The 12,896-nt window shown below is 59.6% G+C and carries 12 protein-coding genes; 6 read left to right on the forward strand and 6 right to left on the reverse strand.

Annotated features, from left to right (window positions below; all coding sequences use genetic code 11):
• From raiA to QZ377_RS05750, 5 genes are all read left to right on the forward strand, one after another.
• Positions 1-490, forward strand: a 490-nt coding sequence (gene raiA, locus QZ377_RS05730) for a ribosome-associated translation inhibitor RaiA (protein ID WP_291440238.1), incomplete at its 5' end; no start/stop codon positions are given.
• A 122-nt stretch (positions 491-612) separates the two neighbouring features.
• Positions 613-1,488 (forward strand): RNase adapter RapZ, encoded by an 876-nt coding sequence (gene rapZ / locus QZ377_RS05735; RefSeq protein WP_291440249.1) that lies wholly within the window; start codon positions 613-615, stop codon positions 1,486-1,488.
• A gap of 34 nt (positions 1,489-1,522) precedes the next feature.
• Positions 1,523-1,966: a PTS sugar transporter subunit IIA gene (locus tag QZ377_RS05740; protein WP_291440239.1), complete on the forward strand. Its 444-nt coding sequence runs from the start codon at positions 1,523-1,525 to the stop codon at positions 1,964-1,966.
• 1 nt (position 1,967) lies between these two features.
• On the forward strand, positions 1,968-2,426 hold the full coding sequence (locus tag QZ377_RS05745; protein WP_291440240.1) for a PTS sugar transporter subunit IIB: 459 nt from the start codon (positions 1,968-1,970) through the stop codon (positions 2,424-2,426).
• A gap of 303 nt (positions 2,427-2,729) precedes the next feature.
• Positions 2,730-3,104 (forward strand): hypothetical protein, encoded by a 375-nt coding sequence (locus QZ377_RS05750; protein WP_291440241.1) that lies wholly within the window; start codon positions 2,730-2,732, stop codon positions 3,102-3,104.
• A gap of 452 nt (positions 3,105-3,556) precedes the next feature.
• Here the strand turns inward: QZ377_RS05750 and QZ377_RS05755 are convergent, their stop codons facing one another.
• From QZ377_RS05755 to ybgF, 4 genes are all read right to left on the reverse strand, one after another.
• A complete protein-coding gene (locus QZ377_RS05755) occupies positions 3,557-4,474 on the reverse strand; it encodes a manganese-dependent inorganic pyrophosphatase (RefSeq protein WP_291440242.1) in 918 nt (305 codons plus the stop codon).
• A 185-nt stretch (positions 4,475-4,659) separates the two neighbouring features.
• Positions 4,660-5,772, reverse strand: a complete 1,113-nt coding sequence (locus QZ377_RS05760) for a tyrosine recombinase XerC (protein ID WP_291440243.1) — start codon at positions 5,770-5,772, stop codon at positions 4,660-4,662.
• Positions 5,769-7,097: a DNA-processing protein DprA gene (gene dprA / locus QZ377_RS05765; RefSeq protein WP_291440244.1), complete on the reverse strand. Its 1,329-nt coding sequence runs from the start codon at positions 7,095-7,097 to the stop codon at positions 5,769-5,771. Before dprA ends, QZ377_RS05760 begins: the two co-directional genes overlap by 4 nt.
• Before the next feature lies 1 nt (position 7,098).
• Positions 7,099-8,541, reverse strand: coding sequence for a tol-pal system protein YbgF (ybgF, locus tag QZ377_RS05770; protein ID WP_291440245.1), 1,443 nt, complete (start codon positions 8,539-8,541; stop codon positions 7,099-7,101).
• A 197-nt stretch (positions 8,542-8,738) separates the two neighbouring features.
• Between ybgF and QZ377_RS05775 the strand changes: the two genes are divergently transcribed.
• Positions 8,739-9,920 carry a hypothetical protein gene (locus QZ377_RS05775; RefSeq protein WP_291440246.1) on the forward strand — a complete coding sequence of 394 codons (1,182 nt, stop codon included), beginning with the start codon at positions 8,739-8,741 and terminating at the stop codon, positions 9,918-9,920.
• A gap of 249 nt (positions 9,921-10,169) precedes the next feature.
• Here the strand turns inward: QZ377_RS05775 and QZ377_RS05780 are convergent, their stop codons facing one another.
• Complete coding sequence (locus tag QZ377_RS05780; RefSeq protein WP_291440247.1) at positions 10,170-11,516, reverse strand: glycosyltransferase; 1,347 nt, start codon at positions 11,514-11,516, stop codon at positions 10,170-10,172.
• 16 nt (positions 11,517-11,532) lie between these two features.
• Positions 11,533-12,822, reverse strand: a complete 1,290-nt coding sequence (locus QZ377_RS05785; protein ID WP_291440248.1) for a glycosyltransferase family 9 protein — start codon at positions 12,820-12,822, stop codon at positions 11,533-11,535.
• Between the last annotated feature and the right edge of the window lie 74 nt (positions 12,823-12,896).

Consider the following 12,896-nt stretch of genomic DNA (forward strand, 5'->3'; position numbering starts at 1 on the left):
AAAATATGCCCGCCGCCGCATGGAAAAACTGGGGCGTTTTTTCGGCAAGTCCGCCGGTCTTGAAGTTACCGTCGTGCTGACCGTAGATAAATTCCGCCACCGCTGCGAAGTTACCGTTGTGGGAGAAGGACTGCACATCAACGCCACGGAACAGACCACGGACATGTACGCTGCCATCGACCTTGTAACAGACAAGGTTGAGGCGCAGATCAAGCGTCAGGTTTCACGGGTCAAAACCCAGCGCCGCAAAGCGCGCAGCGCCGATGTTGACGTGTTCACCTACAACATCGAGGCAGAAACCGAGGCCCCGCAACCGGTGGAAGGCACTGATCGCCTGGCGACCAAGCCCCTGCATCTTGACGAGGCGCTCATGCAGCTTGATTCTATCGGCAGCGAGTTTCTGGTCTTTTTCAACGCTGAAAACGGCCGCATCAACGTCGTATACCGCACGCGCACAAGCGGCTACGCACTGATCGACCCTGTTTTATAACACGCCTGTTCCGGGCCGCCCCAAAACGCTGTTGCCGGGGCGGCCCGGAAATTCCAGGGGGACTCATGAGCACCGCCACACACCCACGGCCTGAAGGGCCGGTGGTTGAAACCGCTGCCGTAATGCCGCCCGTAGCCGTGTGCATTGTCACCGGCCTGTCCGGTGCGGGCAAAAGCACGGCCCTCAAGGTTTTTGAAGACATGGGCCATTTTGTGGTGGACGGCCTGCCCGCGAGCCTTGCCCCCGAAATGGTGGCCATGATGTCCCGCCCTTCCATGAGCCACTTCAAGGGCATCGCCCTGGGCATGGACCTGCGGCAGAGCAATTTTCTGGATGAAATCAACGAAGCCCTGTCAGACCTTGCGGCCATAAACATACGTCCCATGCTCCTCTTTATGGAGTGTGACGCGCAGGAACTTATACGCCGCTACGCCACAACCCGCCGCCCGCACCCGCTGGAGCGTGAAGGTATGGGGCTTGAGGCTTCCCTGCTGTCTGAACGCAACAGCCTGAGCCCGCTGAGGGAGATGGCCGACCTGGTCATTGATACCTCACGCTTTTCCATTCATGATCTGCGCCGCGCCATTCAGAAGCGCTGGAGCGACAGTAAAAGCAAGCTGCGGGCCATCAGGGTCAACGTTATTTCTTTTGGTTTCAAATATGGCGTTCCGCGTGAGGCAGATTTTGTTTTTGATCTGCGTTTTCTCACCAATCCCTACTTTGTAAAAGAGCTGCGCCCCATGTGCGGCAAAGACAAAGAGGTGGCACAATATGTTTTTGAACAACCCCACGCCCGCGAATTTTGTGTTAAGCTCATAGATCTGCTGTTGTTTATTCTGCCGCTGATGGAAACTGAAGGCCGCTACCGCGTTACCATTGCCGTAGGCTGCACCGGCGGCCGCCACCGCTCGGTGGCCATGGCCGAAGAAGTAACCCAGGCCCTGCGGCAGGCAGACTATCCTGTCACCCTGGAACACCGACACCTTGAACTTGGCTGAAAAAATTGGCAGACTCTGCGCCAAGAGGAACGCCATGACGGACGAAAGCAAGAAGACGCAAGTGGGAATTATTGTTGTCGCGCACGCTGACTACGGCTCGGCCATGTTGCGTACCGCCGAATTCATCCTTGGCCCGCAGAGCGATTGCAGTTCCATCAGTGTGGATGTGGGCCAGGAGGTTTCCGAGACCGTACGGCGGCTCAATGATGCGGCCCAGCGACTGGATAAAGGCGCGGGCGTCATCATTCTTACCGACATGTTCGGGGGAACCCCCACCAACCTGGCCCTTTCCCTGCTGGCCACCCATAAGGTAGAAGTAATAACCGGAGCCAACCTGCCCATGTTGCTCAAGGTTTTCAGCGCTCGCGAAAAAAGCCTTGAAGAACTCGCCCAATTGGCGGGCGAGGCCGGATCAAAAGGCATTGTGGTCGCCGGAAACATGCTGCGCAACAAGGCGCGAACCAAAAGCGACAGCTAGTATGTGGTTCCGCGTGGACAATCGCCTGATACACGGGCAGGTCATTGAAGCATGGCTGCCCTACACCGGCGCCAAGCATCTGGTGGTTGCCAATGATGAGCTGGCGGCAGACATACTGCGCCAGCAGATTATTGAACTCGCCGTGCCGCAGCGCATTCTTACCCACTTTATTCCCGTGGACGATCTGGCTTTCACCCTTGACGCCTGCGGCGAAGACAGTTTTGTACTTTTCGGCAATTGCCGGGATGCCCGCCGCGCCAATGACGCAGGGGTGATTATGGAAACTCTTAATATCGGCAATCTGCATTACGGCCCTGAAAAAACTCAGGTGCTCCCGCATGTGGCCCTGTCTACCGCAGACAGGGAAGACCTGCGTTCCATGCAGCAACACCTGGTGCAACTGGATTTCCGTAGTGTGCCGACGGAAACCGTAAGGGGTTCCCATGAGCAGTTTATATGAAATGACGGCAGCAGGGGTTCCCTACGCTTTTTTTTTGCCCTGGCCGGGGCCGCGCGCTCTTCCTGTATAATCGGCCTTGTCGATCGCCCCATCTGCCTTGCTCTCATAGCCGGTTTCATCACCTCGGACTGGAGCCTGGCCCTGCCGCTCGGCATTATCTTTGAACTGCTCTGGCTGGATGCCCTCGAACTGGGCAGTGTCGTCCCCCCCTATGGAAACCTCAGTTTTTTACTGCTCTTTCCCCTGTGCAGATTCTTTGATCTGACGCAGCCGGGCAGTCTGCTCATTCCCCTGATTCTTTGCATGCTAGCCGCCTACCTGGCCGCCTTTTGCGAGCAACGCCAGCGCATATGGCAAAACGCCATGGTGGACAAGGTGGAGATGTGGTGTGAAGGCAAACGCGGGGGAACCTCACCCGGCGCGGCGCTCTGCTGCTCGTCCCTGCGCAGGGCTTTTTGGCAGATCGGCCTGTATTGCGTCTGCTTTGCCCTCATATTCTCCCTGCTCGGCATATTGCAGAACCATCAGGCCCTGCCCCCCTTGCAGGCGGTTACGTGGTCGGCCCTTTATGTGGCGGCGCTGATGGGCGCGGTGCTTTCCCTGCGAACACGTCAGGCCTACGTGGTACTTGTCGGCTGCCTGGGTATGCTTGCCCTGCTTATCTGGATAGGCCATTAGGACAAGCAACATCTGAAGTCGCCATCGGCTTATGCCCGAGCCGGTTATAACTCCGCGAGCTGACACAGTATGTTACTGTCTATTATCCAGCTTCCCGGCCAATCGCACTGATAGCATTGCGCGATGCCCAGCGGCCTCACCGAACAAGGCGGAAACACTCCCGCTGCATACGCCGCACAGCCCTCGCGGCGGCATGGCAGTTGGATACTCCTGGGGGTGCGCCGGGAATGCAGAAGAACATCGGTGGGATGCAATCCCTCTGCCGGCCCTTTGCCGCCCGCCACGCAGGCGAGCCAAACGGAAACGATGAAAGCATTTCAAGGGTAACCGCTACAACTTCTTATGCACCAACCCAACCTGTTTGAACATTTTTATTGGAACATTCACACAAGCTTACCACAAAAGACCCCGGCGCAAAGCACCGGGGTCTTTTGTGGTATGGCGGGCGTTGCTTATTTGAAAGCCTTTTCAAAGTTCGGTACGACCTGCTTTTTGCGGCTCATCACGCCGGGGAGCCACACAGAGGTGCCTTCGGGCTTGACGCCAAAAGCTTTTTCCACCACTGCCGGATCATCGGAAACGATAAGCATTTCCGAACCTTCTTTCATGATGTCGGTCAGCAGCAGGAAGACGCTGTGGCGGCCTTCGCCCTTGACCTTTTCAATTTCAGCCTGCAGGCCAGCCTTCACAGGTTCAAGGATGGAGAGGTCAACCACTTCAAGCTGGCCGATGCCCACCTTGTTGCCGTTCATGTCAAAATCTTTGTAGTCACGGAAAACAAGATCTTTCATGGGAGCGCCGTCAACAGCACTCTTGACCTTGAACATTTCCATGCCCAGAGCCACAATGTCACTCACGCCCGCGATTTTGGCCAGTTCTTCAACGGCTTTTTTATCAGCGGGGGTACAGGTGGGCGACTTGAAGATAACGGTATCAGACAGAATGGCGCACAGCATGGCCCCGGCGAGATTTTTAGGAATCTCGATACCATAGAAGTCATACATGTTCTTCAGTACGGTATTGGTGCAGCCAACGGGCCAGATCCAGGCTTCCAGCGGCGCAGAGGTGGTCACGTCGCCAAGCTTGTGGTGGTCAACAACGCCGAGAACCGTGGCGGAATCCATGCCCTTGGGGGCCTGAGCCAGGTCGGAGTAGTCTACCAGATACAGATCCTTGCCAGCCACATCGTCCACAATCTGGGGGGCGGCAATGCCGAACTTTTTCAGCACAAATTCGGTTTCGGGGGTGGGCGCGCCCTGGGCAACCGGGGTGACGTCCATACCGCGCTTGCTGTACAGGTCGGCGGCAACAATGGCTGAGATGATGCTGTCGGTATCAGGATTCATGTGACCAAGAACTAATGCGGACATGACTGTCTCTCCTTCCGGTATGGTTCAGGTATGCGGTTCGTTTTGACCGATTTGTACTCTTTAGCACAAAGTGCTGTTCATGCCAAGAGGCCTAGGGGAAATTTCCTGAAACGGAACGGTCATTCCGCTACCGAATATTACTGAACTCGTTTAATTAACAGAATAAAAATATGCTCGTGATTTTTTTACCTTTTGCCTGACCTGGGATGCGCCTGGTCATAGGTCTGCATCAGACTTTCAAGGCTTACCTGTGTATAGCGCTGTGTTGTGGTAAGGCGCTGATGTCCCAGCAGTTCCTGCACACTTCGCATATCCGCGCCAGCCTCCAGCAGGTGGGTGGCAAACGAATGCCGCAAACTGTGGGGCGACACCGTAAAGGCCAGTCCAGCCCGACGGCACAGGCGTTCTACAATACGTGCGGCCTCTCTTCTGTTCAGGCGCGCACCGCGTGTACCCACAAAAAGAGCAGCCTCCTCGGGCAGCGCCAGCAGGGGGCGCTCTTCAAGCCATGCTTTAAGACTGGAAAAAGAAGTGTCTGAAAGAGGAGCAAGCCTTTCCTTGGAGCCTTTGCCCATAACACGCAAAACGCGTGAAGACAGTTGCACATCGTCCACATCCAGGCTCAATGCCTCGGAAATACGCAACCCCGAGCCATAAAGCAGCTCCGCCAGGGCAAGGTCACGGCAAAGAATACGCTCTTCCTCGGCACTGCCAACCACTGGCCCCGTTTTGCCCCCCGGCCCCGCGGCCGAGTCCAGCAGGGCGAAGGTTTCATCCACGTTGAGGGCGCGGGGATGACGTTTTTCCTGACGGGGATTACGCACCTGGGCCGCAACATTTTCCGTCACCTTGCCCCCCCGCATCTGAAAACGAAAAAAAGAGCGTGCCGCAGCCAGTTTGCGCGCCATGGAGCTTTTAGCCTCCCCCTTGCGGAACAGCCAGGCAAGAAAAGCCTGCATGTGCCGCCGGGTTACGGTTTGCGGTTGACCCAGATCAATCTCCTGACCGCGTAAAAATTCCGCAAGCTGGGCAAGATCCACAGCATAGGCTTTGCGGGTGGCTTCAGAAGCCCCCTTTTGCACGGTCATCCAGGCCAGAAAAGCTTCTATCAGCAAACCGGCCCGCCCGCCTGCACCCGGCAGCCCCGCCCGGCCCGCCGCGTCCACAGACGGCGGCATGGGGGCTGCATCGCCCTGTTTGCGCGGCGCGGACAAGCCCTTACCGCTGGATTGCGCAGCAAGGATGTCTGCTCCGGCATGCGCAGCGGAAGTATTTTTTTTCGTTTTTTTCTCGCTCATGCCTCTGCCCCGTTCCCGGAATCATGCCCCGCTGCGTATCTGGCCCCCGGCAAACGGCACACCTGCCCGAGCATTTCAAGCCCTACAAGCATGGCGTTGAGCTCGGCCACGCTGATGTCCAGCACACAGGCGAGGTCATCCGCCTGCATGGGACCGCGTTGGCGCAAACACTCCATCAAGACCGCCCTGCGACCGGCAGGAGCGAGGTTTTCAGCAGCGCCCAATGGCTGTTGCTCACGGACCGTGACCGGAGACTCAGTTTTTTTCTCTTGCTGTTTGCCCGTCTGCGATGGAGCCGCTCGTCCGGCAGAGCCGCTTCCGGCCGGTTCTTTTTTTACAGCTTCCGGTACGAGTGCCATTTCCGGGCCAATTTTTTCTTCGTCGCCAAGACTGTCACGGCTGATGTCGTAGGGGCGCAACTGCTCCGCCAGGTCGCGCAACACGTCCTCGGCGCTGAAAACAGGCCGCGCGCCCTGCCGCACAAGTTCCTGGCAGCCAAGGCAGCTTGCATCAAGGGCCGGGCCGGGAACCGCATATACCTCGCGGTTTTGTTCCAGGGCCAGACGCGCGGTAATCAGGCTGCCGGAACGGCTTGCGGCCTCGACCACCAGCACCCCCAGAGCAAAGCCGCTGATAATGCGGTTGCGAATGGGAAAATGCTCGGGCAAGGGGCGCGCTCCCGGCATGAATTCTGAAACCAGCAAACCCTGCTGCGCCATCATGCCAAAAATTTTTCTGTTCACCGATGGATAAACAACATCAATCCCCGTACCCAAAACCCCGATGCTGCGGCCGACACGGCTGAGGGCCGCCTCGTGCGCTACCCGGTCAATACCCAGAGCCATGCCGGAAACAATGGTTATGCCGCAGGCCGACAAACAGCGTGACATGTGCGCGGCCACCGCCCTGCCGTGCTCCGTGGCCCGCCGCGACCCCACCACCGCAAACGCGGGGGCCTGAAGCAGCGACAGGTCCCCCCGGCAGTACAAAAGCGCGGGGGCATCGGGCAACTGACGCAGCAAAGGCGGATATGCGGGATCGGTCCACAACACTATGGCCGCGTCAAGATCACGGGCGCGGTCCCACTCATTACGGGCCGTCACGCGCCACGAGCCGGTAGCCAGTTCTGCCGCCTGTTTTCGGTTAAGTCCGGCCTCGCGCCAGCGCTCACGCGCCTGTACGGCGGCATAGGCCGAGCCGAAGGCATGCAGAAGCCGGGCGCACGATCTGGCGCCAAGCCCCGCACAGTGGCGCAGGGCCAGAGTGGCCCAGTACTCCGTGCGGGCTTCATCGTTCAATTCCGACCAGACAGTGCCACGATTCATGCTAGCGGGCCAGACCGCGCGCACGCGCCAGACGGGCGGCCTCGGACTTGGGAAAACGCGACAGCAACTGGCCATAGGCCTGGCCGGCAGCTTCTTTGTCGCCAAGGCGGCTCAGGCACATGCCGGTCTTGAGCAGCGCATCGGCATTTTTATGATGCTGCGGATATGAGGCGTCCACCTTGCGGAACTGCGCCAGCGCTTCGCGGTACTTGCCCTGGGCGTACAGGCCCTCGCCAATCCAGTATTCCGCGTTGGGCGCGTAAGTGCCTTGCGGATACTCCTGCAAAAACGTCTCAAACCGGGATATGCCTTCAGCGGAGCGCCCGGCCATGACCACCTTGAGCGCCGCTTCGTAGGCGGCCTTTTCCCCTTTGCCGGGGCGCACGGGCTTTTGTGCCGCGCCCGCTATGGAGGCTGCCGCGGGGACAACCGGAGTTCCGGCTGGAGTTCCGGGCGCAGTGCCTGCCGGAGCGGCAGGCGAAGCCGTGGCATTCATGCTTGCAGCAGGAGCTTCCACGGGGGGCAGGCCGGGATGTTCCGGCGGCAGGGCCAGTGTTGAAGGCGGCAACTGGGGTACGGGTACGGCAGCATTCCCCCCGGCAGGATCCCCCTTGCCCCCACCTGTGGGAACAGCAGGCTGCCCGGCATTGGGCGCGGCAAAATTAACGGGATCAACAGCAGGCGGCGTTGACGGTTCCGGCGCAGCCACCGGAGGCAGGCCCAGGGGCGATGCTTCTTCGTTGCCCGGCGATACCTGCGTTTTCGTGGTTTTTCCCACCGTGCCGCTGGGTCCGGCCTTGGCGCTCTGGCCGGACGCATGCGCCGCTTCCGGCGCACGGGGGATCGGGCCAGCGGATCCCGCGGCTACAGCAGCCGACGGAAATGGCCGCACAGGGGCGGCGGGGTCAATAACCCTGCCCTTGGGCGCTTCGGACGCAGCAGAAGAGGCAGCAGGCGGCGAAGCCGGAATCTTCGAAGTGTTCGCGCCTGCGCCGGACGACGCGGTGAGAGGCGCGGCGGCAACTGGGGCAGCAACGGCAGCATGCACGACAGGCGCGGCAGTCACCTCAGGGCCATGCTTGCCCAGTGCGGCATCCTGTGCCACGGGCGGAACTGCCTGGCCCGGCGTGGCGGACACGGCGGCAGCGGTTGCCGAGCCTGGGACAGAAACAGCCGGAGCCGCCGGAGGCAGTATGGGAACCACTGTCATACCGGTTTTTTTGCCGCCCCGGGTGCGCACTTCAAAGCTGCGGTTTCTGATCTGGGCCATCTGACTGTCCAGAGTAGCCACACTCTGCTCCAGCGTGTGCAGGCGCCGGTCAGTTTCACGCAGAGCCTGCTGGTTGGCAGAGCTTTTTTCTTCCACATGCCGCATCTGGGCGGAAGAAGCGCAACCGGCAGCCAGTGCCGCGCAAACCAAGGGTACTGCAAAAATTTTTTTCATAACCAGCCTCCCCTGTAGTTCTGCCCCAAGCCCGGCCATATTTCAAGAACCCTTGCGGCCCCGGCCTTTTTAAGGCAAATACAGGTCTGCACACATTTTTTTGACTATAGCGTATTTTCCCAAGCCAGCGCAAGATTGCAAGGAGCGACCATGAGTGTTTCTGTTCTGAAGCCACGCCAGACCGGGGGCGGCGCCCGATGAATTTTTTTCAGGATGTGTTGGCGCAGCTGACCATATGGGCCGCGTTGCCCAAACAGTGGCTACAGGCCTATCCCTTTTTACAGACCGGCATAGACACCCTGTGCGTGACCCTGCCCCTGGCGGCGCTGCTGGCCTTTGCGGGCCTTGGTTTTGTGTCTGCCACGGCGCGCATTCTTTCCATCACCCGCAAGCGCTCTTCCTACGACAAATGCGCGCGCCAGTTGGCCATGCTGGCCATGATTCTGGGCTGGTCCCTGCTGATCGCAGGGCGCGTGTGGCTGTTTTTTGCTCAGGACGCCTATACGCCGGACTCTCTGCCCGACTTTATGGTGGAGCTGAGCTGGATATTGCTGGGCCTGGCCGTGCTGATCAGCAGCCTGTATTTCGCCTTGTGGAAATTTCTGGTCAAGGTGCCAATCCTGCACATCTTTATGGGCATTGTAAGCAGCATTCAGGCCTGCATCGCCGTGGCGGTCACCCTTGGATCCGCCCGCATGCTGAGCGCCTACATGCGTCCCGACGCCAGCAGCATCACCCTTGGGGATATCTTTTTTCCCGGCTGGCTGTCGCCTTTCTGGTGCGCCCTGTACTGGACATTGCCCCTGGCGCTGGCCATGGCAGGAGCCGGCGGCGCCATGTGGCTTGCCATACGCCGCAAACGTGAAGACTTCGGCCGCGACCATTACAACACTATGATTCCCTGGTGCGCCGTGTGGGCGCGCAATGCCTGGACCATCTTCTGGCTGATTTTTCTCGGCGCAACCGTGGCGGAAATACAGCAGGGCTGGCAGGGCGATGCCTTTACCGGGCGCAATGTAGCGCTTGAAAGCATCAAGGTGCTCATCTGGCTTGCGCCGTTGGCCCTGTGGACCATTGTCGCTCGCAGCGCAGCCCCCATGCGCCATAAGCTCAGCCTGCTGCTGGCGTTGTTGATAGCCGTGGCCTTTATGCTGCCCTATTATTCGCAGGTGACCGACCTTTCAACCCTGAAAGCGGATGCCGCACAAGAAACGCTTGTAGAGCCGCTGAACAGCGGTACGCCGGAAACAGCACCGCAGGAGAGCGGCTCCGCCGCACCGGAGGCGGCTTCGCAAGGTGACGAGCAGGCAACCGGCCAGCCCGCAACGCCTGACGTCAGCAAGGATACGCAAAGCGAAGCGGCAACACCACGCCCCTGACAGGCCGGGCAAAACGGCATGCTGCCAAAAAAGCAGTTGACCATTTAGGGCATTCGCCTTTGTGTACACGGGTCTCAAAGACTACGAAGCATTCCCCCGCCGATGGCGTGCAGGCAAACTGTGTGCGTGCCGTCCGGGGCGGATACTTGCTCCTGCAAGCGCAGAGCAATACAAAATAAAGCATTACCTTCTGATATGCCCCTGTCCATTTTGGCAGGGGCATATTGTTTTACACAGGAACAGAGGAGGCTACTTTGTATACTGCTTACGCCATTCATCCAGAAAAAGCAGGCAAGCTTCGGTTTCATCAAGAGCTCCGGTTCTGGACCTGAGCGCCGCCACCACATGATCAAAATCCGCATGTGGCCCAAGCCCCAGTTTTTCCACTGTGCGGCTTATGGCGGCGGCCAGATCTGCGCCGGAGGCATCCGCCTGCTCCGGCGGCGTGGCGCTGCCCGAAGGGCATGGCGCATCAACCACATGACCCGCGCCCTGCCCTGCCGGTATTTCCGGCGAATCCGGCCTTGCCTCCTGCGGCCAGGGGCCAAGGCGTTCGCCCACAAAGTCCAGCAGGGCCTGCATGCGGTGACTGTAGGTATGGTCGCGCAATACCCGCGCGCGTGCGCGGGCGGTGTAAGCGGCCCGCGCATCAGGATGCGCAAGAAAATAATCTATTTTTGCGTAAAATTCTTCAATGGAGGCAAAGGTAGCCAGTTCATCCGGAGCAAAAAGTTCCGGCAGCAGGCTGCGCTCGTCCAGCAACTGAAAGGCACTCATGGCGGCCAGTTCAAAGGTGCGCGGATTGACAAAATCGCCGTGGCTCACCAGCTCGGCCGTTTGCAGGCTGGAATGCAGGTTGAGATTGATCCTGGTGGCGTTGTATATCTTGACGCTCTCCTCTTCTCCTATACGTGCGCCGCCGCGCTGTACATGGGCCGCCAGCAGCCCCTCTCCGTCCCAGTCCGATCCCCATATCTTCAGGTCGCGGCCCGCAAGAGGGCGAAAGGCCAGCCTGCGATTAGGATAGCCTGCCCCCAGAAAACCCAGATCCGCGCCGTATTCGCGACGTTCCTCCGGCGTCAGGTCTGTGGGAACGTGAAAATCCGGCTGCGCGGCAAGGGGCAGGTATAAAAAGTTCTTTTGTCCGGCTGCGGCAAGCATATCCGTGAAGGGCTGCCTTTGTATGACGGCAAACACGTCATACAGCGGCGCGTAGGCCCGCCAGTACTGAAACACGTTGTGATCTTCCACAAACCACATGGCCGTGCGCACTCCGGCGCGACGCAAACGCTGCAAAAGCCCGCGCCCCATGGGGGCCTGTGCCATGGCCAGCACCAGATGCGGCTCCTGAGCCTGCACCTGCGCCCATATGGCCTGCCCCACCACCTGAAGAAAGGCGTTTTCCAGTTGCGCGGTCTGTGTCGGGGGCAGACCAAGAGCCTGTAGTCCCGTAAAGGCAGAAAACATGAGCGGGGCCTCAAAAGCACGCACACTATGCCCCATTTGCTCAAGAGCACGCACGCAATACCTGCCCACGGGCAGCGAACCGCCATACATGGGCAAAACAACCAGTATTCTTAAAGGAGTCATGGGCATCAGCGTGTTCTCCACATCAGCGATATCGTTCCGGCGGCAGCATCCAGTCCGCATCGCCGCACAGCCATTCGTCAATCTCTCCTGCACCGGACACGCCCGGCGAACATGCCGTTTTTTTGCCCGGCATGACCGAAGGCGGCGTATCCACTGCCTCGGGCGCGGGCAGGCGTAAAACAGAGGCCAGATATTCCCGCACCCGCTGGCGCCGCGCGGCGTGCGGATCTTCACCGGACTTCAGATGCAGCACCGTACCCAGACTGTCCACCTGGCTGCGCCATAACTGCAGCCCGTCGGGCAGTACCGCGCGCCCGGCATCACCGGCCAGGGCAAGCGTCAGTGAACGCAACAGTTCCCGGCTGCGGAAAGGCTCAAGGCAGGCCACACCATAAGGGCATGGGGCCGTTTCAAGACAGGGGGCGCAGGCACGTGAGGCCTGCCAGACAAAATGTCCCTGCCCGTAAGGCCCGGTTTCGTGCGCCAGGGCCGAAGACAGAAAGAAAGCCAGCACAGGCACACCGAGCCGCGCAGCCAGATGCATGGTTCCTGTATCCGGCGTAATGAGGGCATCCAGCCCCTGCACGGCATCCACAAGCCCGGGCCAGCCGGTTTTTCCGCTCAGGTCTTCCACCCTGTCCTGCATTTTTGCGGGCAGCAGACGCAGCAGCCTGCGGGCGGCGGGCTGCTCCGCCGATGTGCCGAAAAGCTGCACACGCGGTCCGCCCAGAGCCGAAAACGCAGTGCGCACTACGTCTGCCAGCAAAGGCATGGGTAGCGACCTGCGCGATTCGCGCCCGGCAAGCACAACGCCAAGCCCCTGCCCACCGGGCATGGCCTCAGGGTTCAACAGTCGGGGCGGCAGAGGATCGGGGGCGAAAAAAGCCCAAAAATCCACAAGATTGAGAGGCGAAAGTACACGCCGCTCGCTCAGGCGAAATGCCACTCGCGCCCACGGCGAGCACCATATGCCGCCGGAAGCCGACCTGTAGCCCTGTACCTGCTCCGGTTCAAAAATCCGGCACAGGGCAGTCGTGAGGCCCGAAAAGTTGCAGTTATAGACGACGCTGAAATTTTCATGCCGCCATTGCGCCAGTACAGGCCTGTTTTTTTGTAAAATCCCGTATTCGTCGCGCCCGTGCAGGCGCAGTCCGTATATGTGTGCAAAGGGATAGAGAAGGCGCGCCAGGGCAACCAGGCTTTCATCCACCGCCAAGTGTACCTGACCGCGCGCCGCAAGGCCATGCAGTAAACGTCCCGTTTGTACCACATCGCCGAAACGCGCTGCCTGAAGCACCAAAAATGCCGCCATATCCTTTCCTTGCCGGACGCCGGATACACAATCATTTCAAAAGGCCCGGTATATGGCTTGCCGGGCTCCCGCAC

Source organism: Desulfovibrio sp., from assembly GCF_019424165.1.
In the GTDB taxonomy this organism is placed as follows: Bacteria; Desulfobacterota; Desulfovibrionia; order Desulfovibrionales; family Desulfovibrionaceae; genus Desulfovibrio.